Origin of the sequence: Citrobacter amalonaticus, assembly GCF_018252635.1 — a bacterium.
GTDB lineage: Bacteria > Pseudomonadota > Gammaproteobacteria > Enterobacterales > Enterobacteriaceae > Citrobacter_A > Citrobacter_A amalonaticus_E.
In genome coordinates this window covers 280,774-307,250 of record NZ_JAGTXM010000004.1, presented here as the reverse complement: position 1 = coordinate 307,250, position 26,477 = coordinate 280,774, and the positions used below count along the sequence as shown (strand labels likewise).

At 53.8% G+C, this 26,477-nt stretch carries 24 protein-coding genes and 1 other annotated feature; of the genes, 9 read left to right on the top strand and 15 right to left on the bottom strand.

What is annotated here, in order from left to right:
• Positions 1–88: 88 nt before the first annotated feature.
• From yciH to pgpB, 5 genes are all read right to left on the bottom strand, one after another.
• Positions 89–415 carry a stress response translation initiation inhibitor YciH gene (gene yciH, locus KE671_RS14260; protein WP_206163461.1) on the bottom strand — a complete coding sequence of 109 codons (327 nt, stop codon included), beginning with the start codon at positions 413–415 and terminating at the stop codon, positions 89–91.
• Positions 415–1,152, bottom strand: coding sequence for an orotidine-5'-phosphate decarboxylase (gene pyrF / locus KE671_RS14255; RefSeq protein ID WP_206163460.1), 738 nt, complete (start codon positions 1,150–1,152; stop codon positions 415–417). Before pyrF ends, yciH begins: the two co-directional genes overlap by 1 nt.
• A gap of 174 nt (positions 1,153–1,326) precedes the next feature.
• Positions 1,327–2,496, bottom strand: coding sequence for a lipopolysaccharide assembly protein LapB (gene lapB, locus KE671_RS14250; RefSeq protein WP_206163459.1), 1,170 nt, complete (start codon positions 2,494–2,496; stop codon positions 1,327–1,329).
• Between the two features lie 6 nt (positions 2,497–2,502).
• Positions 2,503–2,811: a LapA family protein gene (locus KE671_RS14245; RefSeq protein WP_042318731.1), complete on the bottom strand. Its 309-nt coding sequence runs from the start codon at positions 2,809–2,811 to the stop codon at positions 2,503–2,505.
• 140 nt (positions 2,812–2,951) lie between these two features.
• On the bottom strand, positions 2,952–3,725 hold the full coding sequence (pgpB, locus tag KE671_RS14240) for a phosphatidylglycerophosphatase B (protein ID WP_206163458.1): 774 nt from the start codon (positions 3,723–3,725) through the stop codon (positions 2,952–2,954).
• A 196-nt stretch (positions 3,726–3,921) separates the two neighbouring features.
• On the opposite strand from pgpB, the gene ribA reads away from it, so the two are divergent.
• On the top strand, positions 3,922–4,512 hold the full coding sequence (gene ribA / locus KE671_RS14235) for a GTP cyclohydrolase II (protein WP_044257729.1): 591 nt from the start codon (positions 3,922–3,924) through the stop codon (positions 4,510–4,512).
• Between the two features lie 49 nt (positions 4,513–4,561).
• Here the strand turns inward: ribA and acnA are convergent, their stop codons facing one another.
• The 5 genes from acnA to topA all read right to left on the bottom strand — a co-directional run bounded on the left by acnA (position 4,562) and on the right by topA (position 12,089).
• Positions 4,562–7,237 carry an aconitate hydratase AcnA gene (gene acnA / locus KE671_RS14230; RefSeq protein WP_206163457.1) on the bottom strand — a complete coding sequence of 892 codons (2,676 nt, stop codon included), beginning with the start codon at positions 7,235–7,237 and terminating at the stop codon, positions 4,562–4,564.
• Positions 7,238–7,438: 201 nt separating this feature from the next.
• On the bottom strand, positions 7,439–7,534 hold the full coding sequence (gene ymiC / locus KE671_RS22825) for a small membrane protein YmiC (protein WP_241029869.1): 96 nt from the start codon (positions 7,532–7,534) through the stop codon (positions 7,439–7,441).
• Positions 7,535–7,839: 305 nt separating this feature from the next.
• Entirely contained in the window at positions 7,840–7,980 is a 141-nt protein-coding gene (locus KE671_RS14225; RefSeq protein WP_212807457.1) for a YmiA family putative membrane protein, read from the bottom strand.
• 321 nt (positions 7,981–8,301) lie between these two features.
• Positions 8,302–9,276 (bottom strand): HTH-type transcriptional regulator CysB, encoded by a 975-nt coding sequence (gene cysB, locus KE671_RS14220; protein WP_206163456.1) that lies wholly within the window; start codon positions 9,274–9,276, stop codon positions 8,302–8,304.
• A gap of 215 nt (positions 9,277–9,491) precedes the next feature.
• Positions 9,492–12,089, bottom strand: coding sequence for a type I DNA topoisomerase (gene topA / locus KE671_RS14215; RefSeq protein WP_206163455.1), 2,598 nt, complete (start codon positions 12,087–12,089; stop codon positions 9,492–9,494).
• 395 nt (positions 12,090–12,484) lie between these two features.
• On the opposite strand from topA, the gene KE671_RS14210 reads away from it, so the two are divergent.
• On the top strand, positions 12,485–12,736 hold the full coding sequence (locus KE671_RS14210) for a YciN family protein (RefSeq protein ID WP_042318668.1): 252 nt from the start codon (positions 12,485–12,487) through the stop codon (positions 12,734–12,736).
• A 48-nt stretch (positions 12,737–12,784) separates the two neighbouring features.
• On the opposite strand, the gene sohB is transcribed toward KE671_RS14210, so the two are convergent.
• Entirely contained in the window at positions 12,785–13,831 is a 1,047-nt protein-coding gene (gene sohB / locus KE671_RS14205) for a protease SohB (protein WP_206163454.1), read from the bottom strand.
• Between the two features lie 214 nt (positions 13,832–14,045).
• Here sohB and KE671_RS14200 point away from each other — a divergent pair, with 214 nt between their 5' ends.
• Entirely contained in the window at positions 14,046–14,807 is a 762-nt protein-coding gene (locus KE671_RS14200; protein ID WP_206163453.1) for a YciK family oxidoreductase, read from the top strand.
• Complete coding sequence (cobO, locus tag KE671_RS14195) at positions 14,804–15,394, top strand: cob(I)yrinic acid a,c-diamide adenosyltransferase (RefSeq protein WP_206163452.1); 591 nt, start codon at positions 14,804–14,806, stop codon at positions 15,392–15,394. Before KE671_RS14200 ends, cobO begins: the two co-directional genes overlap by 4 nt.
• Before the next feature lie 84 nt (positions 15,395–15,478).
• Here the strand turns inward: cobO and rluB are convergent, their stop codons facing one another.
• The 3 genes from rluB to rnm all read right to left on the bottom strand — a co-directional run bounded on the left by rluB (position 15,479) and on the right by rnm (position 17,953).
• On the bottom strand, positions 15,479–16,354 hold the full coding sequence (gene rluB / locus KE671_RS14190; RefSeq protein ID WP_043000531.1) for a 23S rRNA pseudouridine(2605) synthase RluB: 876 nt from the start codon (positions 16,352–16,354) through the stop codon (positions 15,479–15,481).
• 100 nt (positions 16,355–16,454) lie between these two features.
• Positions 16,455–17,075 carry an L-threonylcarbamoyladenylate synthase gene (locus KE671_RS14185; protein WP_061077676.1) on the bottom strand — a complete coding sequence of 207 codons (621 nt, stop codon included), beginning with the start codon at positions 17,073–17,075 and terminating at the stop codon, positions 16,455–16,457.
• Positions 17,072–17,953 (bottom strand): RNase RNM, encoded by an 882-nt coding sequence (gene rnm, locus KE671_RS14180; protein ID WP_206163451.1) that lies wholly within the window; start codon positions 17,951–17,953, stop codon positions 17,072–17,074. Before rnm ends, KE671_RS14185 begins: the two co-directional genes overlap by 4 nt.
• Positions 17,954–18,111: 158 nt before the next feature.
• Positions 18,112–18,206, top strand: a sequence feature (Trp leader region).
• A gap of 23 nt (positions 18,207–18,229) precedes the next feature.
• Between rnm and trpE the strand changes: the two genes are divergently transcribed.
• The 5 genes from trpE to trpA are packed head-to-tail and all read left to right on the top strand — an operon-like array spanning position 18,230 to position 24,759.
• Positions 18,230–19,792 carry an anthranilate synthase component I gene (trpE, locus tag KE671_RS14175; protein WP_206163450.1) on the top strand — a complete coding sequence of 521 codons (1,563 nt, stop codon included), beginning with the start codon at positions 18,230–18,232 and terminating at the stop codon, positions 19,790–19,792.
• On the top strand, positions 19,792–21,387 hold the full coding sequence (trpD, locus tag KE671_RS14170) for a bifunctional anthranilate synthase glutamate amidotransferase component TrpG/anthranilate phosphoribosyltransferase TrpD (protein ID WP_206163449.1): 1,596 nt from the start codon (positions 19,792–19,794) through the stop codon (positions 21,385–21,387). Before trpE ends, trpD begins: the two co-directional genes overlap by 1 nt.
• 3 nt (positions 21,388–21,390) lie before the next feature.
• Positions 21,391–22,749 (top strand): bifunctional indole-3-glycerol-phosphate synthase TrpC/phosphoribosylanthranilate isomerase TrpF, encoded by a 1,359-nt coding sequence (gene trpCF / locus KE671_RS14165; RefSeq protein WP_206163703.1) that lies wholly within the window; start codon positions 21,391–21,393, stop codon positions 22,747–22,749.
• 10 nt (positions 22,750–22,759) lie between these two features.
• Positions 22,760–23,953 (top strand): tryptophan synthase subunit beta, encoded by a 1,194-nt coding sequence (trpB, locus tag KE671_RS14160; RefSeq protein WP_206163448.1) that lies wholly within the window; start codon positions 22,760–22,762, stop codon positions 23,951–23,953.
• A complete protein-coding gene (trpA, locus tag KE671_RS14155; protein ID WP_206163447.1) occupies positions 23,953–24,759 on the top strand; it encodes a tryptophan synthase subunit alpha in 807 nt (268 codons plus the stop codon). Before trpB ends, trpA begins: the two co-directional genes overlap by 1 nt.
• A gap of 36 nt (positions 24,760–24,795) precedes the next feature.
• On the opposite strand, the gene KE671_RS14150 is transcribed toward trpA, so the two are convergent.
• Positions 24,796–26,259, bottom strand: a complete 1,464-nt coding sequence (locus KE671_RS14150) for a GGDEF domain-containing protein (protein ID WP_206163446.1) — start codon at positions 26,257–26,259, stop codon at positions 24,796–24,798.
• Positions 26,260–26,477 lie beyond the last annotated feature (218 nt).

Genomic DNA, 26,477 nt, shown 5'->3' with positions numbered 1-26,477 from the left:
ATAATACGATTATTTTTTCTGGTCTGCACTACACAGTTTATTTAGCAGTAAACATGAAAGCCACGATATTTATATCGTGGCTTTTTCGTTAACCGCCGGCCAGTTTCACTTTAAGGCCTTTAGCTTCCAGCAGCGATTTAATTAGATCGCGCTTGTCGCCCTGAATTTCAATTACGCCGTCTTTGACTGCCCCACCGCAGCCACATTTTTTCTTCAGTTCCGCAGCCAGTTTGCTGAGCTCGCCGTCATCCATATCAATACCGGTAATCAGGCACACGCCCTTCCCCTTACGCCCGCTGGTCTGGCGCTGGATACGGACAATCCCGTCGCCCTTAGGACGTTCTGTCGCGGCCTTCGGCTCATCAATCCGCCCACTTTCCGTCGAATAAACCAGACGGCTGTTGGAATCGCTCATTACGCCTCCCGCTTCAGTGACGCATTGATGGTCTTCAGCGTCTGGGCCGGATCGTCAGACTGCGTCACCGGACGTCCGATGACCATATAATCAACACCTGCTGCCAGCGCCTGCTCAGGGGTCATAATTCGTCGCTGATCGCCCGCTGCGCTACCCTGCGGACGGATACCGGGCGTAACCAGTTTGAAATCACGGCCAAACGCCTGCTTAAAGCGAACCGCTTCCTGAGCTGAACAGACCACGCCATCCAGACCACATTTTTGCGTCAAAGCTGCCAGGCGCTCGGCGTGTTCAGCAGGTGACAGTGTCACACCGATATCTGCCAGATCGCTGGCTTCCATACTGGTCAACACGGTGACGGCGATTAACAACGGCGCATCCTTACCAAACGGCACCAGCGCTTCACGGGCGGCGGCCATCATTCTCGCCCCTCCCGACGCGTGGACGTTGACCATCCAGACGCCAAGATCCGCTGCGGCAGCCACCGCATGAGCCGCGGTGTTCGGGATATCATGGAATTTCAAATCAAGAAAGATATCAAAGCCACGCTGCTGAAGATCGCGAACCAGCTGAGGTCCGAACAGCGTGAACATCTCTTTGCCAACTTTCAGACGGCAATCACGCGGATCAATGCGGTCGACAAACGCCAGGGCGCTATCACGGTTATTATAATCGAGAGCAACGACGATGGGAGAATCGATAGCAACGCGGGGGGAAGAGGAAGCAGTTAACGTCATAACCAGGCCTTCTTGCTAAGGGGGCAAATGGGTAAACGGCGTGCATTCTACCTGTCAGGCGCAAAAATTAACAGACGCGATTACACCTCTGCCAGGCGATGTGGCACCGATGTTCATGTGTAGTAGTAAATAAAACCATTAGTATGTTGTAACTAAAGTGAGTTTTTTTAAAAATTACAATCCATCAAGTCCGCGAATGGGCTTAATCGTTGACCACGCACGGCAGGAAGGACAGTGCCAGTACAGGGTATAAGCGGTAAAACCACATTTAGAGCAACGGTAGCGCGGCTTGCTGCGCACCTGCTCACCCACCATATCACGCAGCACCATCAGGCTCTCTTTCGCCCGGCCTTCTTCGGCTTCGTTAAGGTGATAATCCATCAGCTTATGGAAAACGCGCATCGTCGGATGACGCTGGAGCTGACGGGTAATATACACCTGCGCGGTCTCCGTTCCTTCGCGGGCTTCAAGAATATCGGCCAGCATCAACTCTGCGGCCGCGCCGGTATTTTCTTCTACCGCACGACGCAGAAATTCTGCCCATTCATCATGTTTACCTAGTTGTTGATAGCAGGTCTGGAGCATTTCCAGCGTTTCGCTGACCAGTTCTTTATCCTGGTAAATCACCCGCTGGAGAGATTCAACGGCCTTCGCGTAATCCCCCTTCGCCATCCACACGCGGCCCATCATGATAGAGACCCTGGCGCTGTTTTTATCCGCCGCCGCCCCTTTTTTCAGCAGCGTCATTGCGCGATCCATGTCGTCACTGCCCATCTGCTGCAACGCCAGTTCGCAGTAAAAATGGGCGATTTCGATACGCTGTTTATCTTTACCCAGTTTGACCAGTCGTTCAGCAACCTCAATGGCCTTTTGCCAGTCGCTGGTCGCCTGATAGATCTGCAACAGTTGCTGCAACGCGCCTACGCGAAATTCCGTTTCATCGGTAAGCTGGTTGAACATATCCTCTGCCCGGTCATACAGCCCGGCAGCCATGTAATCACGGCCTAGCTGCTGAACCGCCAGCAGTCGCTGTTCATAAGTCAGCGAGGCGCTTTCCATGAGGGTCTGGTGAATACGGATGGCGCGGTCAACTTCGCCACGAGAACGGAACAGATTTCCGAGGGTGAGATGAGCCTCAACGGTGCCCGTGTCCTCTTTTAACATATCAAGGAACAGATCCACCGCTTTATCTTGTTGGTTGCTCAGGAGGAAGTTAACCCCCGCGACGTAATCGCGGGAAAGACGGTTAGCTTCATCCTGTTTTGTTTGTTGCGCACTTCTGCGACCCATATACCAGCCATAGGCGGCAGCAACAGGTAAAAGCAGAAACAACAACTCCAGCATAAATGATTATTCCTTCGCGACCGACGTACCAGACGTCACCACAACGTCTGTCGCAGGCGAGAGCTGGTTTTCCAGTCGTTTAATTTTACGCTCAGCACGCACCAGAGAAACACGAACCCGCAGCCAGAAAAGACCGCAGATCAACCAACCAATGGCGAAACCCGCAGCGAACAACACGGCCAGCAGGGTTGAGATACGATACTCCCCCTGAGCCAACAGGTAATTAAAGGTAACCTGTTGATCGTTCTGCGCACCCAATGTTACGGAGATAACAAATATCGCCAACACCAGTAAGAAAATGAGTAAATATTTCACATTACTTCCCGTTATGTGGTTTAAGCGAATAAATCGTGTTCAACTTACCGCATTTAGCCTTTTAAATTACCATTTTCACGGCGTCTGCGAAATGGGAAAGCAGTCGGCTACCGGATGATTTAAGGGCAAACCGGGTAAAATCAACCCTGGTCAGCGGTTTTGTCACGCTCAGCAATCTCCTGTCGTTCTTCTGGCGGCGGCGTGAGTGGCCCACAGAACCGCTGTGTAAGCCAGGTCGCCAGCGTCACCAGCGCCCATGAAATCAGCGTCGCGACCACCAGATCGCGTGGCCAGTGCATACCGAGCAGCAAACGACTACCCATAACGGCGACCGCCCATACCAGCAAAATAGCAATCGTCACCGTCCGGCGGCGCGGCCACAATAAGCCGACGGCGAGCAGCGCCCAGCTTGCCGCAAACATCGTGTGACCAGACGGAAACGCAAACCCGGTCTCTTTTTGCCAGTGCTGACGTAAGAAGTGCGGAATAGCCTGCTGGGTGGCAAGTTGTTCCTTCACCAGATCGCTGCGCTCCTTACGCTTTAAAGTGTAGAACTCATCAACCGGAATATGATGCGTTTTTTCCAGCCATATCACGAAAGGACGTGGTTCCTGAACCCGCTCTTTAACCCACGATTTGACACCCTGACCTATCAGGATCGCGCCCGCCAGGATGGTGAACAGCATTACCGCCGCTTTAAGACGAAAGCGTAAGCACCAGAAGAACCAGCCACAGAGAATGACATGTGTGATGATGCCCCACGGCTGAGTGACCGTTTCGGTTATCCAGTACATCGCTTTTAGCCATCCGGTGTCCTGACCCGGTTGCCAGCGCCAGCCGGATACCCACACGGCAACAGGCATAATAAGCAATAACCCCGCACCTGCCACAGTACGCTTTGCAATCGACAGCATGAACACCTCTTTGACGGTTAAGTGTCACAATCATAACCGAAAAATCTCCTGTCCGGGGAAATTGACAGATTTGTGCCATTCGCATGATGATTGCACGGCAGCGATTAGGTGAAGTCCGTCGCCTTATGGCAAAATAAGAAGATAAGCCAACAGGCAACGGCACAACATCGCGTGCCGGCAATATCTGGAGAAACACATGCAGCTTAAACGAGTGGCAGAAGCCAAACTGCCAACCCCATGGGGCGATTTCCTGATGGTGGGATTTGAAGAACTGGCAACCGGGCACGATCACGTCGCGTTAGTGTATGGTGATATTTCAGGTCAGACGCCGGTTCTGGCCCGTGTCCATTCAGAATGTCTGACGGGCGATGCCCTGTTCAGCCTGCGCTGCGACTGTGGTTTTCAGCTGGAAGCCGCCCTGACACATATCGCGGAAGAAGGACGCGGTATTCTGCTTTATCATCGTCAGGAAGGACGCAATATCGGCCTGCTCAATAAAATTCGCGCCTACGCGTTGCAGGACCAGGGCTATGACACCGTAGAGGCTAATCACCAGTTAGGGTTTGCCGCGGATGAACGTGATTTCACCCTCTGCGCGGATATGTTCAAACTGCTGGGCGTTGACGAAGTGCGTCTGCTCACTAATAACCCGAAGAAAGTCGAGATTCTCACTGAAGCGGGGATCAATATCGTGGAGCGGGTTCCGCTGATTGTGGGCCGTAATCCCAATAATGAACATTATCTGGATACCAAAGCGGCCAAGATGGGCCATTTGTTGAGTAAGTAAGCACTGCGTTGAAAAAGCCTGCATCATGTCATGCAGGCTTTTTTTACTATTACTTCAGCATATTACGAATGACGTAATGCAAAATACCGTCGTTCTGGTAGTAAGTTAACTCGGTCGCGGTATCGATGCGACAGCGGCACTGCACCACCTCTTTGCTCCCGTCAGCCCGTGTTAACGTCACCGCCACCGTCATGCCAGGTTTCAGTTTTTGCAGATCGACAATGTCGATCGCCTCTTCCCCGGTCAGGCCCAGCGTTTTGCGCGTCACGCCCTGTGGGAACTCCAGTGGCAGGATCCCCATCCCTATCAGGTTGGAGCGGTGGATACGTTCAAACGACTCCGCAATGACGACGCGAATCCCCAGCAATCGCGGCCCTTTCGCCGCCCAGTCACGGCTGGAACCCGACCCGTACTCTTTGCCGGCAATCACCGCCAGCGGGATATTCGCCTGCTTATAGTGCATAGCCGCATCATAGATAGACAACACCTCAGTGCCAGGCAGATATCGCGTCATCCCGCCTTCCACTCCCGGCACCATTTCGTTGCGGATACGGATGTTGGCAAACGTCCCACGCATCATCACCTCATGGTTCCCACGCCGTGAACCATAAGAGTTAAAGTCCTTGCGTTCCACGCCGTGATTTTGCAGATATCGCCCTGCGGGACTGTCGGCTTTAATACTTCCGGCTGGCGAAATATGGTCAGTGGTTACCGAATCCCCCAGCATCGCCAGAATGCGCGCACCGTGAATATCGGTCACTGGTGCTGGCTGCGCCTGCATCTCGTCAAAGAACGGCGACAGGCGAATGTAGGTTGAGTCATTTTGCCAGCCGTAGGTGTCTGAGCGGTCAACATTGATCGCTTTCCACTCCGGCGTCCCTTCGAACACTTCCGCATATTCTTTGTTGAACATTTCTGAAGAGACCAGAGCGACGGCGCGGGCAATTTCCTGCGCTGACGGCCAGATATCTTTCAGATAAACCGGGTCGCCTTTACGATCGTGACCGAGCGGATCTTTCTCAAGATTGATGTTCATATTGCCCGCGAGCGCGTAGGCAACGACCAACGGCGGTGACGCCAGCCAGTTGGTTTTCACCAGCGGGTGAATACGGCCTTCAAAGTTACGGTTGCCCGACAGCACCGCGCCTACGGTCAGATCGCCCTTCTTAATCGCGGTTTCGATAGGCTCCGGTAGCGGTCCTGAGTTACCAATACAGGTCGTACAGCCATATCCCACCAGGTTAAAACCCAGTTCATCAAGATACGGCGTCAGTTTCGCCTTTGCCAGATAATCTGACACCACTTTCGACCCCGGCGCCAGCGAGGCTTTCACCCACGGCTGACGCTTCAGTCCCAGCGTAACGGCTTTTTTCGCCAGCAGGCCAGCCGCCATTAGCACGCTGGGGTTAGAAGTGTTGGTACAGGAAGTGATGGCCGAGATCACCACCGCCCCGTCAGGGAGCTGACAGGACTGCCCGTTCAGCACATATTCTACCGGCTGACGGTCTTTCTGCGCAGTATTCAGTTCCAGTTCGCTGCTGGCGGCAAAGGCTTTCGGCACATCGCCCAGTGCGACGCGATCCTGGGGACGTTTCGGTCCTGCGAGGCTCGCCTCCACATCATTCATATCCAGCGCCAGGGTGCTGGTGAAGACCGGTTCATCGCCGGGATTGCGCCACATGCCCTGTACTTTAGCGTATTTTTCAACCAGATCGATTTGATCTTCACTGCGTCCGCTCAAACGCATGTAGTCCAGCGTCACGCTGTCGATCGGGAAGAAGCCGCAGGTCGCGCCATACTCCGGCGCCATATTGGCGATGGTGGCACGGTCTGCCAGCGGCAGGGAATCCAGTCCGTCGCCATAAAATTCGACAAATTTACCGACCACACCGTGCTTGCGCAGCATCTGGGTGACGGTTAATACAAGATCCGTTGCGGTGATCCCCTCACGCAGTTTTCCGGTCAGTTTGAAACCCACCACATCCGGGATCAGCATTGAGACAGGCTGTCCCAACATTGCCGCTTCAGCTTCGATACCGCCCACGCCCCAGCCGAGAACGCCAAGGCCGTTAATCATGGTGGTGTGTGAATCCGTGCCGACCAGCGTGTCCGGATAAGCAACCCATTCACCGTCCTGCAATTCGCTCCATACCGCCTTGCCGAGGTACTCCAGGTTTACCTGGTGGCAGATACCGGTTCCTGGCGGCACAACGCTGAATCGACTGAAAGCCTGTTGCCCCCATTTCAGAAATACATAGCGTTCATGGTTACGTTCCATTTCAAGGCGCACGTTCTCCTCAAACGCTTCGTCATCACCAAAATGGTCAACGGTAACAGAGTGGTCAATCACCAGATCCACCGGCGAGAGAGGATTGACTTTCGCAGTATCGCCGCCCAGGCGTTTTACTGCTTCACGCATTGCAGCGAGATCCACCACCGCCGGGACGCCGGTAAAGTCCTGCATTAACACGCGTGCCGGACGATAAGCGATTTCGCGATCGGCATGGGCGTTTTTAAGCCACCCTGCCAGCGCCTGGATATCCTCATGCGTAACGGAATCACCGTCCTGCCAGCGCAACAGGTTTTCCAGTAAAACTTTCAGTGATTTGGGCAGACGGGTGATATCGCCCAGAGATTTTGCAGCCAGCGGCAGACTGTAATAGTGGTAGGTTTTGTCTTTGGCCTGTAGTGTGTCCTTACTGGCTTCTCGTAGGGTTGACGACATAGCTCCTCCTTAATGACAGGGTTGCGATGCCCTGATTCTCCTCAGGGTGAATATTAAAGATAACACAAACAGACTGTAACGTTTTGATAACAACCCAAATTGATAAAAGAGGAGAAACCGAACAATGTGTGCCCAGGGAAGGACAAACACGTGGTGTATGAGGGAGTGAAAACGAAAACCTCGCCGTAGCGAGGTTTGAGATTAATTCATCATGATCCAGAGCAATTCAGCCCAAAAAAGCAGCGAGACGGAAAATGCGCCCATCCAGGACCAGTATTTCATATTTGCAGTCATCATCGGCTATACCCGTTTTGTTTAATACATTGTGTTGAGACTTTCTCAACGCTTTATTGCTGCGGTGTATAGGTAAAAGCGTACTGCGATAATCTATCGCAACAAAAGGAACGGTAATAAGAATGGTGACGATTATTGTTTCTGTTGTTCGTCTTCTTCGAACAGTTCGATAAATTCTTTCTGTTGCTGAGTCAGCTTCCAGGATTCGGGAACAGTTAACACGCACGCGCCTTTTTTCGCTTCTCGCACCGTGTCACCAGAGTGACATGTGGGTAACGACGTCTGTTGTGAGTCGTGAACCCCCATTTTTACCCCCAGGCATTCCAGATCAACAGTGCAATCACGACCCAAAACAGCGCTGAGCCCAGGAAAACCGCAAGCCATGCCTTGCGTTTCATCTCAGGGTCCCGACGTGGTTCCTGGTTTTCAGACGGCATTGCTAACCTCATACAATCGATATCACTTATCATTTAAGCACCAACAATCGGTACAATTAATCACCAGATGAGACAAATCCTAATGAAACTTTAGTCAAAAATCCAGTGAATTTACGAATCGTTTCCAGTGAATAAATCAATCTTTTGATCGAAAATAAATATTTGGAATGGGAAATTTGCGAGGCGGGGAATAAGACACTACTTTATGGCTGATTATCCATAATTGTTATACGGATATTATTATTACGCCAGCCTTAATAAAACCAATGGCGACTTAATTAAAACGTTCGGTATCCCCGGCGGACAAAAGATACCGACCGTTTTCAGTGACGATTACTTTTCAGGTAATTTTATATCTTTAAACATCTCTTCAATTTCTTCATTCGAGCGTAACGCCACGGCGGTATCCACTACGTCACGCGTCAAATGCGGCGCGAAACGTTGAATGAAATCATACATGTAACTGCGCAGGAAGGTGCTGCGACGAAAACCGATCTTCGTCGTGCTGTGGCTGAAAATATCGTGTGCATCTACGCGAACCAGATCCGGGTCAGACAACGGATCGACGGCCATGCTGGCAATCACACCCACACCTAAGCCTAAACGCACGTAGGTTTTGATCACATCCGCGTCGGTCGCCGTGAAGACAATACGTGGCGTCAAACCTGCGCGGTTAAACGCGGTATCCAGTTCAGAACGCCCCGTAAAGCCAAAGGTGTACGTCACCAGTGGATACTGTGCCAGCTCTTCAATCGTCACCGACGCTTTATTGGCCAGCGGATGCTCGGGCGTCACCACAATCGAGCGATTCCAGTGATAGCATGGCAGCATGACCAGATCGTCATACAGATGCAGTGCCTCGGTAGCGATGGCAAAATCCGCATTACCTTTTGAAACCGCCTCGGCAATCTGCGTGGGCGACCCCTGGTGCATATGCAACGACACGCGCGGATAGCGCTCAATAAAACCTTTAATCACATTCGGTAGCGCATAACGCGCCTGGGTGTGCGTCGTCGCAATATAGAGAGAGCCTTTATCCGGCCAGGTATGCTCACCGGCAACCGACTTTATCGCATCCACTTTGGAGAGCACTTCGCGGGCAATGCGGATAATCTCCTGACCTGCCGGCGTCACCTGGGTCAGATGCTTACCGCTACGGGCAAAAATCTGGATACCAAGTTCATCTTCCAGCATACGGACCTGCTTGCTGATTCCTGGTTGTGAGGTATAAAGGCCTTCCGCAGTGGAGGAGACGTTAAGGTTGTGATTCACCACCTCAACAATGTAGCGAAGCTGCTGTAATTTCATGTTAAACCATCCAGATTAGCGCCATCAGGTCATCGTTTCAGAGCAGCAATGATGCGCTGCTAATACGATTTAATAATAAAAAAGCCGTTAACTATAACCACTATATCATTAATAACCCGGCTGTATAGCGGCGATTAAAAAATAATAAGCCCGCTATAAAGACAAAAAAAGGGTCGCTTACGCGACCCTTTTGAGAAAGACAGAACCGTAGGCAGTTACTTCTTGCCTTCGACCCATTTGCCGTCAACAAAGAAAGCGGACCAACCGGTCGCCTTCCCGTCTTTTTCAGCGGCAACATACTGCTGTTTGGTCTTACGGCTAAAACGCACCAGCGTTTTATTACCTTCCGGATCCTGCTGCGGCGCATCGGCCAGATAACGCAGTTTCTCTGGTAGACGGTCACGGAAGCGGAACAGTTCTTCCACCAGCGGCGCGCGCGTCTCTCGGGATTTCGGGAAAGTATTAGCGGCCAGGAATACCCCGGCAGCGCCATCACGCAATACGAAATACGCATCCGATTTTTCACACGGCAACTCGGGCAGTGGAACCGGATCTTCTTTCGGCGGCGCGACGTCACCGTTACGCAGGATCTTACGCGTGTTTTTACACTCGTCGTTGGTGCACGCCATGTACTTGCCGAAACGCCCCATTTTCAGGTGCATCTCAGAACCACATTTTTCGCACTCGACGATCGGGCCGTCATACCCTTTGATACGGAATTCACCTTCTTCGATCTCATAGCCGTCGCAGGTCGGGTTATTACCACAAACATGCAGCTTGCGCTTCGGATCGATCAGGTAGCTGTCCATCGCCGTACCGCACTTCTGACAACGACGTTTGGCGCGCAGGGCGTTGGTTTCCGCGTCATCACCTTCCAGCACGTTCAGGACTTCGTTTTCCGGCACCAGGTTGATAGTGGTTTTGCAGCGCTCTTTTGGCGACAACGCGTAACCAGAGCAGCCAAGGAACACGCCGGTACTGGCGGTACGAATTCCCATTTTGCGTCCGCAGGTTGGGCAGTCGATGCTGGTCAACACCATCTGGTTCGGGCGCATCCCGCCCTCTTCCGGATCTTTCTCCGCTTTATCCAGTTGCTGAGTAAAATCGCTGAAAAAGTTATCGAGCACGCCTTTCCACTCGGTTTCATGATTCGCGACCTGGTCGAGGCTGTTTTCCATCTGTGCGGTGAAATCGTAGTTCATCAGCTCGCGGAAATTCTCTTCCAGGCGGTCGGTGACAATCTCACCCATTTTTTCCGCATAGAAGCGACGGTTTTCCACCCGCACGTAGCCACGATCCTGAATGGTCGAGATGATCGACGCATAGGTCGACGGACGGCCAATTCCGCGTTTTTCCAGCTCTTTCACCAGCGAGGCTTCGCTGAAGCGCGCCGGCGGCTTGGTGAAGTGCTGAGCCGGGGTCAGTTCAACCAGAGACAGCTCATCGCCTTTATTTACCGCCGGCAGCGTCCGGTCTTCATCACCTTTACGCAACGCCGGCATCACTTTCGTCCAGCCGTCGAAGCGCAAAATACGGCCGCGCGCCTTCAGACGGAAATCGCCTGCGCCCACGGTCAGCGTCGTAGAGTCGTACTGCGCCGGGGTCATCTGGCAGGCGACAAACTGACGCCAGATCAGTTGATACAGTTTCTGCGCATCAGCTTCCATATCCTTGAGCGTTTCTGCCAGCACCGAGACGTCGGAAGGACGAATCGCTTCGTGCGCTTCCTGTGAGTTTTCTTTACTGGCGTACTGATTCGGACTTTCAGGCAGGTATTTTTTACCGAAATTGTCACCGATGTAACCGCGAACCATGTTCACAGCATCCTGACTCAGGTTGGTCGAGTCGGTACGCATATAGGTGATGTAGCCCGCTTCGTACAAACGCTGCGCCATCATCATGGTTTTTTTCACACCAAAACCGAGACGCGTGCTGGCGGCCTGTTGCAGTGTAGAGGTGATAAACGGTGCACCAGGCTTGCTGCTGGTCGGCTTGTCTTCACGCTCCAGAACGCTGTAGCGCGCTTTCTCCAGCAAACTTACCGCTGCAAGCGTCTGCTCGCGGCTCTCCGGACGGAACGGCTTGTCGTTCTGATGGGTCACCTGCAAAGGCAGCGCATCACCGGAAGACGTGGTGGTATTGGCATCAATTTCCCAAAACTCTTCTGGCACAAACGCTTTAATTTCACGTTCACGCTCAACGACCAGACGCACAGCCACGGACTGGACGCGACCGGCTGACAGCCCGCGAGCAATCTTTTTCCACAACAGCGGCGAGACCATATAGCCCACCACGCGATCCATAAAGCGACGCGCCTGCTGAGCGTTAACCCGATCAATGTTCAGTTCGCCCGGCTTTTCAAATGCCTGACGAATCGCATTCTTGGTAATTTCGTTAAACACCACGCGACTGTAACGCGTGTCATCACCCCCGATCACTTCCCGCAGGTGCCATGCAATGGCTTCCCCTTCGCGGTCAAGGTCGGTTGCGAGATAGATGTGGTCGGCTTTTTCAGCCAGTTGTTTCAGTTCAGAGACGACCTTCTCTTTACCGGGCAGCACCTCATAGTGCGCGTCCCAGTTGTGCCACGGGTCAACACCCATACGGTTGACGAGCGCGCCACGTTCATCCTTTTTGGGCTTTTTAGCCGTTTTGGTGGAGGTAGAGTCGGCGCTCTTTTTAGCTGCTGAGCCACTGGTCGGCAAATCACGGATATGACCAACGCTGGACTTAACCACGTAGTCATTACCCAGATACTTGTTGATCGTTTTGGCTTTTGCCGGGGACTCAACGATGACAAGAGCTTTACCCATATTCACCTTTACCTAATTTGATTCTTCCAGGAATGCGTCGCACGTTGATACACCATCCACTGGCGACGAGCCACGGATATGGTCCCTGCGTCTGCGGATATCAACCCCTTGTACTGACTCTGTACACAAAATAGCCAGGTGACTGAGTTAACAGGTTTTTTCGCACAGAGGCGCTATAGCACGACGGAATTTCGGTCGAATGTCAAGCAAATCTGTTGCCTGGTTGACGAAAGCGTCACACTGTACCTGATAAAATTCGTTACGCAACTTTATTAGCATGCAAAACCAAATCCTGCCAGTCAGCAAAGGTTGACAAACCCCTGTACACGCTCAGGGAATATTTGCCCAAAAGAGTCGGTCGGCGTAGACTAATGTCCTTGTTTAAGGAGTAAAAAATGCGCAAAGAGACACAACCTATCGATCGCGAAACGCTGCTGATTGAAGCCAACAAAATCATTCGTGAGCATGAAGATACGCTGGCCGGCATTGTTGCCACCGGTGTGACCCAGCGAAATGGGGTGTTGGTGTTCAGTGGCGATTACTTTTTAGACGAGCAAGGTTTACCCACGCCAAAGAGCACAGCCGTGTTCAACATGTTTAAACATCTGGCGCATGTACTTTCTGAAAAGTATCATCTGATCGATTAAAGCAAAAACGCGAGGCCTCAGTGCCTCGCGTTTTTCGTTAATACCTTTTTACATCAGCGGTTTTTGTCCACGCTGCCACCAGCGCAGCAGCAGACGGTCGGCACTTTCAGCGGCACTCCCTGTCACTCGATCCACTAACTTTTTACGCTGTAGATAACGAACGTTCAGCACCTCACGCCCTTCCATCAGCCCCAGGATCACCTCATCGCTGGTGTTGACCTCATCAATGAGGCCTTTCTCCAGCGCCTGCTGCCCATACCAGTGTTCACCGGTTGCAACCTGCTCAATGTCCAGAGAGGGACGCATGCGATGCACGAAATCCTTAAACAGATGATGGGTTTCGTTCAAATCTTCGCGAAACTTCTGCCGCCCTTCTTCGGTGTTCTCACCCAGCAGCGTCAATGTCCGCTTGTACTGTCCGGCAGTATGCAACTCGATATCGATATCCTTTCCTTTCAGGAAACGATTAAAGTTGGGGATCTGCGCGACCACGCCAATCGAACCAACAATCGCAAAGGGGGCGGCGACAATTTTGTCCGCCACGCAGGCCATCATATAGCCGCCACTCGCCGCGACTTTATCCACCGTTACGATCAACGGGATTTTCTTATCGCGTAAGCGTTGCAGTTGTGATGCGGCAAGGCCGTAGCCGTGGACAACACCACCAGGGCTTTCCAGACGCACCACCACCTGGTCCTGCGGTTTTACAACCGCCAGTACAGCCGTCACCTCTTCACGCAGCGAACTGACCTCGTGGGCATCCATACTGCCTTTAAAATCCAGTACCCAGACATTCGGCTTGTCTGATGTACCGCTGTCGCCCTGTCTGGCTTTCACTTTCGCGGCTTTCGCTTCCAGCTTGTGCTTTTTCTTTTGCGCTTTATGCCAGAGTTTCTGTTGATGGCTATCCAACAGCGCCATCGCCAGTTCATCCTTCATCTCTTTATATTGTTCGCTGAGGTTGGTAACCCGCAGTTCGCCACGCTGGCGCTTACGTTGGGCAACATTCACGATAATGATGGCAATCACCGCGATAGCCAGCACAACGGTGACGATTTTTGCTAAAAACAACCCATATTCAGACAACAATTCCACACGTCCCACCTTGGTTAAACAACTTAGCATCGGCTCAGTGTACATCAGGCGTAATGCGTCGTCTTGCGAGATATGCGGATGAACAAAAGTATGACAAAGTGTTCATTTTAGGGCGTTATCGCCGTTGGCTGATTGAAATTGGCTCCTGTTTCAGGCATAAACCCGACACACTAACGAGAAGCAGAGCGACCAGGCATGTCGCCGAGGAGTCCCCATGCATTATCAACCGAAACAAGACCTCCTGCAGGATCGCAATATTCTGGTGACCGGCGCCAGTGACGGCATTGGCCGCGAAGCAGCCCTGACCTATGCGCGCTTCGGCGCCAACGTTATTTTACTTGGCCGTAATGATGAGAAACTGCGTCACGTCGCCGACATCATTGCCCGGCAAACGGATCGACAGTCACCGTGGTTTACTCTCGATCTGCTAACCTGCACCGCCAATGACTGTCATCAACTGGCGCAGCGCATCGCCGCACAGTATCCGCGTCTGGACGGCGTCTTGCATAATGCCGGTTTACTGGGCGAGGTCTGTCCGATGATCGAGCAAGACCCGCAGGTCTGGCAACAGGTGATGCAGGTCAATGTCAATGCGACGTTTATGCTGACCCAGGCATTGCTTCCTTTATTACTTAAGTCAGATTCCGGATCGCTGGTGTTCACCTCCTCCAGCGTGGGCCAACAGGGTCGTGCTAACTGGGGCGCCTACGCAGTCTCAAAATTTGCCACCGAAGGCATGATGCAGGTGCTGGCAGATGAGTACCAAAACCATCCGCTGCGCGTGAATTGCATCAATCCAGGCGGTACCCGCACCGGCATGCGCGCCAACGCCTTTCCGACGGAAGATCCGCAAAAGCTCAAAACACCCGCCGATATTATGCCGCTGTACCTGTGGCTAATGGGCGATGACAGCCGCCGTAAAACCGGCATGACCTTCGACGCCCAACCGGGCCGCAAACCAGGAATCGCCCAATGAGTGAAGAACGCTATCAACAGCGCCAGCAGCGCGTGAAGGACCGGGTTGACGCCCGGGTAGCCCAGGCCCAGGACGAGCGCGGCATCGTGATTGTCTTTACCGGCAACGGAAAAGGTAAAACCACCGCCGCCTTCGGTACCGCCACTCGCGCAGTAGGACACGGCAAAAAGGTCGGCGTGGTGCAGTTTATCAAGGGAACCTGGCCCAACGGCGAGCGTAACCTGCTGGAGCCACACGGCGTAGAATTTCAGGTGATGGCGACCGGCTTTACCTGGGAGACGCAAAATCGCGAAGCCGACACCGCAGCCTGTCTGGCAGTATGGGAGCACGGCAAACGCATGCTTGCCGATCCGCAACTGGACATGGTGGTGCTTGACGAGCTGACTTATATGGTGGCGTATGACTATCTGCCCCTTGAAGAGGTGATTAGCGCGTTGAATGCGCGCCCGTCTTACCAGACGGTGATCATTACCGGTCGCGGCTGCCATCGGGACATTCTTGAGCTGGCCGATACCGTCAGTGAACTGCGCCCGGTCAAGCATGCCTTTGAGGCAGGGGTTAAAGCCCAAATGGGTATCGATTACTGAAGCAGGGCGGATAAGGCGTTTGCGGTGCCATCCGGCACCGCGCAATTGCCTGATGGCGCTACGCTTATCAGGCCTACAAAAGCGTTAACCGTTGTTGTTACGTCCGCCAGCACGACGACCGCCGCTCACCTGGCTATGGCGTTTCACCGCACGGCGAATCTGATTTGCCTTCATGCGGCGACGATCTTTCTCTACCGCCACTTTTGAGGTAGTTTCCGGTTCCAGTTCCACCAGCTCACGCAGATAGTTGGTCTGTGCGAGATCCAGTTCTGTCCAGCCGCCGCGTGGCAGACCTTTCGGCAATGGAATATCACCGTAGCGCACGCGGATCAGACGGCTTACCTGCACGCCAACGGCTTCCCACAGTCGACGGACTTCACGGTTTCGCCCTTCGGTCAGGGTGACGTTGTACCACTGGTTGATCCCTTCGCCACCGCTAAACTTGATGGTTTTGAATGCCGCCGGTCCGTCTTCCAGTTGCACGCCACGGCTCAAATCGCGCAGTTTGGCATCGTCAACCTGGCCGAAGACGCGCACCGCGTATTCACGTTCAACTTCACGGCTCGGGTGCATCAGACGGTTTGCCAGTTCACCATCGGTGGTGAACAGCAGCAGACCACAGGTATTAACGTCCAGACGCCCTACCGCAATCCAGCGCGCACCGCGCAGTTTCGGTAAGCGATCAAAGACCGTGGGACGACCTTCCGGGTCGTTACGCGTACACAATTCGCCTTCCGGCTTGTAATACGCCAGAACGCGACAAATTTGTTCCGCCGACTCTTTCACCGATATCAAGTGGCCGTCGATACGAATTTTCAGACCGGGAGTCACTTCAACGCGATCGCCCAGCGTGGCAATTTTGCCGTCAACGCTGACACGACCTGCTGCAATGATAGATTCAATTTCACGGCGGGAGCCGTGGCCAGCACGCGCCAGCACTTTCTGTAACTTTTCGCTCATAGAGCTTCCTTCAGGTGTCGCCTTCACAGGCGTCGAACAGGAGAATCAACGGCGCTTCTCAGCGCCATTTTAAGGCCGCGTAGTATACCGAGTTGCGTCCTTATAAGAAAGGTTTAACGTCTCCGACGCCTTCGCGCAAGACAACCGGGGAGTCATCGGTTAAATCAATCACCGTTGTGGGCTGCTGGCCCAGATAACCGCCATGGATAATCAGATCGACCTGTTTTTCCAGACGATCTTTAATTTCCTCCGGATCGGACTCGGTAAATTCACTGCCTGGCAGCATCAGCGAGGTAGAGAGCATTGGCTCGCCCAGCGCCTGCAGCAGTTCGAGCGCGATCGGGTTTGACGGCACGCGCAGGCCAATGGTCTTACGTTTTTCCTGCAACAACCGGCGCGGCACCTCTTTCGTGCCTTTCAGGATGAAGGTGTAGTTACCCGGCGTATTGTTCTTGATCAGACGAAAGGCCACGTTATCGACAAACGAATAGGTCGACAACTCGGACAGGTCGCGGCACATCAGCGTGAAGTTGTGCCCATCCGGCAACTGGCGAATACGGCAAATCCGTTCCATCGCGCCTTTATCTTCAATTTTACAACCGAGCGCGTAGCCGGAATCGGTTGGATACACAATCACCCCGCCCTTACGCACAATCTCAACCGCCTGGTTGATCAGGCGCTGTTGTGGGTTATCAGGATGAATATAAAAAAACTGGCTCATACTTCCCTCACTGTGGTGTTTTGCGGCTGCTCCCACGTCTGCCAGACGCCTTCAACGCCAGCAGGCAGCCAGAGCTTGCGTCCCAACTCGATCCACGGACAAGGTTGATGAAAGTCAGAACCTTGCGATGCCCACAGCTGGTGCTGGCGGGCGAGCGTGGCCAGTTGCGTGCGCTCATTGGGAGACTGTTGACACTGCGCGACTTCCATCGCATCACCACGATGTTGCGCAAAATACGCCACCAGCCTTTTCAGCCACTTAGCGCTAAGGTCATACCGCCCTGGATGAGCCAGTACCGCCTTACCGCCAGAATGATGAATGACATCAATAGCTTGTTCTATTGTACACCACTGTGGCGGAACATATCCTGTTTTCCCACGCGCGAGATACTTTTTAAACACATCCGCCAGAGTGGTCGCTTTGCCGCACTCCACCAGATAACGGGCAAAATGCCCGCGAGTCACCGCACCACCATCGGCCAGGCGCAATGCCCCTTCCCATGCGCCGGTGATATGCGCTTTTTCCAGTCGGTCAGCGATGAGTCGCGCCCGTTGCTGTCGACGTTCCGTCTGTTGCGCCAGAAACGCACACATCGCCGGATTTTCAATGTCGATGTTCAGACCCACAATATGGATTTCGTGATTCTCCCAGACCGTTGAGATCTCAACGCCGGGGATCAGATTCAGCGCAAGGCCAGAACGTGAAATTTCTTCGCTTGCCGCAGGAATCGCGGCTGTGGTGTCATGGTCAGTAATCGCCAGCGTGCCAACACGCATTTCGACGGCGCGGTGGACCAGCGCTTCTGGCGTCAGTCGTCCATCGGATGCCGTAGTGTGACTGTGCAGATCGTAAATCACTGCATAATTCGTGTCGCTCAAGGCGAACTCCCGTCTCTCAAAAATAGTCTTTCCTGTGCATCATAACGGTTCCGACAAATTTACTGAAATCAGGTGTTGACAATAACCCACCGAACTAGTTAACTAGTACGAAAGTTCACAAGCAAAAGGGTATCGAAATGAAAGCAACGTTTGTTCTGCACGGTGGGTGGCGCACTTCCTGATTTAGGGCAGTGTATTTCGCGTGTAGATCGCCACCAGATACCCGGCCCGCCAACAGAGCGGGCTTTTTTTTGAACAAAATTAATGAGAATAACCATGCAGACATCAAAACCGACACTCGAACTCCTTACCTGCGATGCCGCCTATCGCAAAAACCCGACGGAGTTATTCCATCAGGTTTGTGGCGACCGTCCGGCAACGCTGCTGCTGGAATCGGCGGATATCGACAGCAAAGACGACCTCAAAAGCCTGTTACTGGTGGATAGCGCACTGCGTATTACCGCTATCGGTGACACTGTCACTATTCAGGCCTTAACCGACAATGGCGCGGTACTGCTGCCGCTGCTGGACGCCGCACTGCCTGCGGGCGTTGAGAATACGCAGCAGGACGCGGGTCGCGTGCTACGTTTCCCGCCGGTTAGCCCATTATTAGACGAAGACGCGCGTTTGTGCGCACTCTCGGTCTTTGACGCCTTCCGCCTGTTACAGGAACTGGTTACCGTTCCGGCACAAGAGCGCGAAGCGATGTTCTTTGGCGGCCTGTTTGCCTACGATCTGGTTGCTGGCTTTGAAGATTTACCCCAGCTTGAGGCTGGAAACCGCTGCCCGGATTACTGTTTCTATCTGGCGGAAACGCTAATGGTGATCGACCACCAGAAACAAAGTACCCGCATTCAGGCCAGTCTGTTCAGCGATAACGACGCTGAGAAGCAACGCCTCACTGCACGTCTGGCGCGTCTGAGCCAGCAACTGACGGAACCCGCGCCGCCGCTGCCGGTCGTTTCCGTACCGCAGATGCGTTGCGAATGTAATCAGAGCGATGAAGAATTTGGGGCGGTGGTTCGCTCGATGCAGAAAGCGATTCGCGCCGGTGAAATTTTCCAGGTCGTCCCCTCCCGCCGCTTCTCGCTGCCCTGCCCGTCGCCGCTGGCTGCCTATTATGTACTGAAGAAAAGTAATCCCAGCCCGTACATGTTTTTCATGCAGGACAACGACTTCACCCTGTTTGGCGCGTCACCGGAAAGTTCGCTGAAATATGATGCCACCAGCCGTCAGATTGAAATTTACCCGATCGCCGGTACGCGCCCTCGTGGCCGTCACGCTGACGGTTCGCTGGACCGCGATCTCGACAGCCGCATTGAACTGGAAATGCGCACCGACCATAAAGAGCTTTCTGAACACCTGATGCTGGTTGACCTGGCGCGTAACGATCTCGCCCGCATCTGTACGCCGGGCAGTCGCTATGTCGCAGACTTGACCAAAGTTGACCGTTACTCCTACGTGATGCACCTGGTCTCTCGCGTCGTCGGCGAATTACGTAGCGATCTCGACGTGCTGCACGCCTACCGAGCCTGCATGAACATGGGTACCCTGAGCGGCGCGCCGAAAGTACGGGCGATGCAGTTAATTGCCGAAGCCGAGGGCCGTCGACGCGGCAGCTACGGCGGCGCCGTCGGTTACTTCACCGCACACGGCGATCTGGATACCTGCATCGTGATCCGTTCCGCGCTGGTGGAAGACGGTATTGCCACCGTTCAGGCAGGCGCCGGAATTGTGCTCGACTCTGTTCCCCAGTCAGAAGCCGATGAAACCCGTAATAAAGCGCGCGCGGTTCTGCGTGCCATTGCCACTGCGCACCACGCACAGGAGACTTTCTGATGGCTGACATTCTGCTGCTCGACAACATCGACTCATTTACCTATAACCTGGCAGATCAGCTGCGTACCAACGGTCATAACGTGGTGATTTACCGTAACCATATTCCGGCTCAGACCCTGATTGAACGTCTGGCTACCATGAAGAACCCGGTGCTGGTGCTGTCTCCTGGCCCAGGCGTCCCCAGCGAAGCAGGCTGTATGCCAGAACTGCTGACCCGTCTGCGCGGCAAACTGCCGATTATCGGCATCTGTCTGGGTCACCAGGCGATTGTCGAAGCTTACGGCGGCTATGTTGGCCAGGCCGGCGAGATCCTGCACGGCAAGGCGTCCAGCATTGAACACGACGGACAGGCAATGTTTGCCGGTCTGACAAATCCGTTGCCGGTTGCCCGCTATCACTCGCTGATCGGCAGTAACATTCCCGCAGGCCTGACCATTAACGCCCATTTTAACGGCATGGTGATGGCAGTACGTCACGACGCCGATCGCGTGTGTGGTTTACAGTTCCACCCGGAATCCATTCTGACCACCCAGGGTGCGCGTCTGCTCGAACAGACGCTGGCCTGGGCGCAGCAGAAGCTGGAGCCGACCAATACGCTGCAGCCGATCCTCGAAAAACTGTATCAGGCACAGACCCTGAGCCAGCAGGAAAGCCATCAGCTGTTCTCCGCCGTCGTACGCGGCGAGCTGAAACCGGAACAGCTGGCGGCTGCGCTGGTCAGCATGAAGATTCGCGGCGAGCATCCGAATGAGATTGCGGGTGCGGCAACCGCCTTACTGGAAAACGCCGCACCGTTCCCGCGCCCTGACTATCTGTTCGCCGATATTGTCGGTACCGGCGGCGACGGCAGTAACAGCATTAATATTTCTACCGCCAGCGCATTTGTCGCGGCGGCCTGCGGCCTGAAGGTGGCAAAGCACGGCAACCGCAGCGTTTCCAGTAAATCCGGTTCGTCGGACCTGCTGGCCGCCTTTGGGATTAACCTCGACATGAATGCCGACAGATCGCGTCAGGCGCTGGACGACCTGGGCGTTTGTTTCCTGTTTGCCCCGAAATATCACACCGGTTTCCGCCACGCAATGCCGGTACGCCAGCAGTTGAAGACCCGCACGTTGTTCAATGTGCTGGGGCCGCTGATTAACCCGGCGCATCCGCCGCTGGCGCTGATTGGCGTCTACAGCCCTGAGCTGGTTCTGCCGATTGCCGAAACCTTGCGAGTACTGGGTTACCAGCGCGCTGCGGTCGTACACAGCGGCGGAATGGATGAAGTCTCCCTGCATGCGCCGACCATTGTGGCGGAACTGCATAACGGCGAGATCAAAAGCTATCAGCTGACGGCGGACGACTTTGGCCTGACCCCCTACCACCAGGAACAGCTGGCAGGCGGTACGCCGGAAGAAAATCGTGACATTCTGACACGCTTACTACAAGGTAAAGGTGACGCCGCCCATGAGGCAGCCGTTGCCGCAAACGTCGCAATGTTAATGCGACTGCATGGTGAAGAAGATCTCAAGGCTAATGCGCAAACCGTTCTCGAGGTATTGCACAGTGGTTCCGCTTATGACCGAGTCACCGCTCTGGCGGCAAGAGGGTAAATGATGCAAACCGTTTTAGCGAAAATCGTCGCAGACAAGGCGATTTGGGTGGAAGCCCGCAAACAGCAACAGCCGTTGGCCAGTTTTCAGAACGATGTTCAGCCCAGCACGCGTCACTTTTACGACGCTCTACAGGGCGCACGTACGGCCTTTATTCTGGAGTGTAAGAAAGCCTCCCCGTCTAAAGGCGTGATCCGCGATGATTTCGATCCGGCGCGGATTGCCGGCGTGTATAAGCATTACGCTTCCGCCATTTCCGTTCTGACCGATGAGAAATATTTCCAGGGCAGCTTTGATTTCCTGCCAATCGTGAGCCGCAATGCGCCGCAGCCGATCTTGTGTAAGGACTTTATTATCGACCCTTACCAGATTTACCTTGCGCGCCATTATCAGGCCGACGCCTGCCTGCTGATGCTTTCGGTACTCGACGACGAGCAGTATCGCCAGCTTTCTGCCGTGGCGCACAGTCTGAACATGGGCGTGCTGACGGAAGTCAGTAATGAAGCCGAACTGGAGCGCGCCATAGCGCTCGGCGCGAAAGTGGTCGGGATTAACAACCGCGACCTGCGCGACCTGTCGATTGACTTAAATCGTACGCGTCAACTGGCACCAAAACTGGGTCAGGGGGTAACGGTGATTAGCGAATCGGGGATCAACACCTACGCCCAGGTCCGTGAACTGAGCCATTTTGCCAATGGTTTCCTGATTGGTTCGGCACTTATGGCGCATGACGATCTTAACGCCGCCGTACGTCGTGTTCTGCTTGGCGAAAATAAAGTCTGTGGCCTGACGCGTCCGGAAGATGCCAAAGCCGCCTGCGAGTCTGGCGCGATCTATGGTGGACTCATTTTTGTCCCTTCTTCACCCCGTTTTGTCAGCATTGAACAGGCCCGCGATGTACAGTCCGCCGCTCCACTACAGTATGTTGGCGTATTCCGTAATCACGACATCGCCGACGTCTGTGAAAAAGCGACACAGCTTTCGTTGAAAGCCGTACAGCTCCATGGCCGCGAAGACCAGACGTATGTTGATGCGCTGCGCGCCTCGCTGCCTGAAAACGTACAGATTTGGAAAGCGCTGAGCGTCGGTGACACCCTCCCGGCCCGCGATTATCAGCATGTCGACAAATACGTGCTGGATAACGGCCAGGGCGGCAGCGGTCAGCGTTTCGACTGGTCGTTACTGCAAGGACAGTCGCTGGATAACGTGTTGCTGGCGGGTGGTCTTGGTGCGGATAACTGCGTCGATGCGGCTAAAACCGGCTGTGCCGGTCTCGATTTTAATTCTGGTGTAGAGTCACAGCCGGGCATCAAAGATGCACGCCTTCTGGCCTCGGTATTTCAGACACTGCGCGCATATTAAGGAAAAGGACATGACAACATTACTCAATCCCTATTTTGGTGAATTCGGTGGCATGTATGTGCCGCAGATTCTGATGCCCGCTCTGCGTCAACTGGAAGACGCGTTTGTCAGTGCGCAAAAAGATCCCGAGTTTCAGGCCCAGTTCACCGACCTGCTGAAGAACTACGCGGGGCGTCCCACCGCGCTGACTAAATGTCAGAACATTACCGCCGGGACCAATACCACGCTGTACCTGAAGCGTGAAGATCTGCTGCACGGTGGCGCGCATAAGACCAACCAGGTGCTAGGTCAGGCGCTGCTGGCAAAACGGATGGGCAAAACCGAGATTATCGCGGAAACTGGCGCCGGCCAGCACGGGGTGGCTTCGGCACTCGCCAGTGCCCTGCTCGGCCTGAAATGCCGTATCTACATGGGGGCGAAGGATGTTGAACGCCAGTCGCCGAACGTCTTCCGTATGCGCCTGATGGGTGCCGAAGTGATCCCGGTACACAGTGGCTCTGCCACGCTGAAAGATGCCTGTAACGAGGCGTTGCGTGACTGGTCTGGTAGCTACGAAACCGCGCACTACATGCTCGGCACCGCAGCAGGCCCGCACCCGTTCCCGACCATTGTACGTGAATTTCAGCGCATGATTGGCGAAGAAACCAAAGCGCAGATCCTCGAAAAAGAGGGTCGCCTGCCGGATGCGGTGATCGCCTGCGTTGGCGGCGGTTCCAACGCCATCGGGATGTTTGCCGATTTTATTAATGAGCCAGACGTTGGGCTAATTGGTGTAGAACCGGGTGGCCACGGGATTGAAACCGGTGAACACGGCGCGCCGCTGAAGCACGGTCGCGTCGGGATCTATTTCGGCATGAAAGCGCCAATGATGCAGACCGAAGAGGGGCAGATCGAGGAGTCCTACTCCATCTCTGCGGGTCTCGACTTCCCGTCAGTCGGGCCCCAGCATGCGTATCTGAACAGCATCGGTCGCGCCGATTACGTGTCGATTACCGATGATGAAGCGCTGGACGCCTTTAAAACGCTCTGTCTGCACGAAGGCATTATTCCGGCGCTCGAGTCGTCACACGCCCTGGCCCACGCGCTGAAAATGATGCGTGAAGATCCGGAAAAAGAGCAACTGCTGGTGGTTAACCTTTCCGGTCGCGGTGACAAAGACATCTTCACGGTACACGATATTCTGAAAGCGCGAGGGGAAATCTGATGGAACGCTATGAAAGCCTGTTTGCACAACTGAACGATCGCAAGGAAGGTGCCTTTGTCCCCTTCGTCACACTCGGCGACCCGGGCGTAGAGCAGTCGCTGAAAATCATCGATGCTTTGATTGAAGCGGGTGCGGATGCGCTGGAGTTAGGCATCCCCTTCTCCGATCCGCTCGCGGATGGTCCGACCATTCAGAGCGCCACGCTGCGTGCGTTTGCCGCTGGCGTCACGCCGACCCGTTGCTTTGAGATGCTGGCCGCCATCCGTGAAAAGCACCCAACCATTCCTGTTGGTCTGTTGATGTACGCGAATCTGGTGTTCAGCAAAGGTATTGACGCGTTTTACGCACAGTGTGAAAAGGTCGGCGTCGACTCCGTGCTGGTTGCCGACGTGCCGGTAGAAGAATCTGCGCCATTTCGCCAGGCCGCACTACGCCACAACATTGCACCGATCTTTATTTGTCCGCCAAATGCCGATGATGATCTGCTGCGCCAGATTGCCTCTTATGGCCGGGGTTATACCTATCTGTTGTCGCGCGCGGGCGTGACAGGCGTAGAAAACCGCGCCGCGCTGCCATTGCATCATCTGGTGGAAAAACTGAAAGAGTACAACGCCGCGCCTTCTTTGCAGGGCTTTGGTATTTCGGCGCCGGACCAGGTTTCGGCCGCCATTGAGGCAGGCGCTGCCGGTGCAATCTCCGGTTCCGCAATCGTCAAAATCATTGAAAAGAATGTTGGGCACCCCGAGCAGATGCTCACAGAGTTGAAGGCTTTCGTTAGCGGACTCAAGGCCGCGACCCGCCGGTAAGACAGCTGGACCGCCAGACTCCCGCTGGCGGTCTTATTACCTGGCCTGCTTCATTTTGTACATCTCGCCATCCGCATACTGAATGGCATCATCAATTCCTTCGGTCACTTCGGCAACGCCCCAGGAGATGGAGAGCGGCACAAGTGTATCCTGCACGATAAACTGATACGCATTGATTTGGCTGGCAATACGCTCCGCGATAGCAACCGCATCGGCCGTTCTCGCGTGATACAGGACTATCACAAATTCATCTCCACCCGTGCGAATCACCAGATCGTCACTGGTGCGGGTGTTAGACAACATCCGGTTGGCAATGATCTGTAACGCCCGGTCGCCCGCAACGTGCCCCCAGGTATCGTTAATTGCCTTGAATTTATTGCAATCAACCAGCACCACCGCGCTTTTCGAGAGATCCCGTCGTTTGATAATGTCGAGAATTTTACGGTTGAAGCACCCCGTCAGCGAGTCAATGTAGATTTTTAGATCGCTCTCATTCAGCCAGGACTTTAGCCCCATCATGATCAGCACAAAGAAGAACGGCGCCATCAAAATCAGCAGCCCCGCCTGAGTATCATGCATTGCAAAACCACTGAGCGAGATAGCGTAGTGAATGACATACTTCTCGGAGAGCACCTTGAAGGCGATTTCCGGGCGTTCCTTACACTCCCCCGACAGGCAAAGCGACTGCTGATTCAGGGTATTAACCAGCGAAACGTTTAGCCCGTGCGGCACCTGTCCATCAAAGGCGTCGCGTAATGCCTCCTGAAGTTCTGGCTTCGCATGATCGTAAACCAGGTAGCCCACAATATGGTCGGAAATCTCATTGCCAGAAAGGTCATAAATATAGCTCACAACACTGAAGGCTTTATCATCAGTGATTTTATCGTCATAAAAATCCGTGGAGCTTAGGGCTTTCGTTTTGACGCTCTTTTCAAGCAGACGGGTATAAAAATCGACGGGAGGGAGAAAGAAACTGGAAATATTTCTCGCCATTTCAGACGTACGATAATCAAACGCTTTGGCATCAGCGGGGGTAAACCAGTAAAAATAGCTCGCATCATCGGCAATAATATAGCGATGAGCATCGAAATTCCCTGGATTGAGCGCATTCACCCTGCTGCGAATAAATTCTGCGGCCGCAAACATGCACAGGGCATCAAGCCTCGGTTGGCGAGCCACCATCGCCCCTGATGCCGAATGAATACGTTTGCTGTCGGCGTTAATTCCCCAGGCCTCTCCACGGGGGATAAATTGCTTCATTTCACCACACTGTCTGGCGGTTTTAATCTGTCTAAAACGCACACCGGTGGCATCCGCGATCATTTCATTATCATTAAAGATATCAAGCATCCGCGTTTGCAGGCGGTTCATCCCTTCATTGACCGCCGCCAGTCGCTGTTCATAAATAATAAACAGGAAAAGCGACGTAAAAAGCAGCGTGATTAGCGCTGAGATCATAAGTGCCTGTCTGTTTCTTAAACTGTCCTGCACAATTTTCACCAAGGCACCCTGAGCATCAACACGCTGTTATCACTACGGTATTCGATTTTACCTGTACAGTACAGGTCATAGGGGAGAATCTCGCCCTTCTGCCTGACGACTAATGGGTAGAACGGCCCACCACAAACAATTTTAGTCTACCTGCACCGTTTTACGTGTTGCCAGTCACTCAGCGTTAACCTGTCATCAGGTTAAATGAGCGGTTTTTGCTGCTTTCG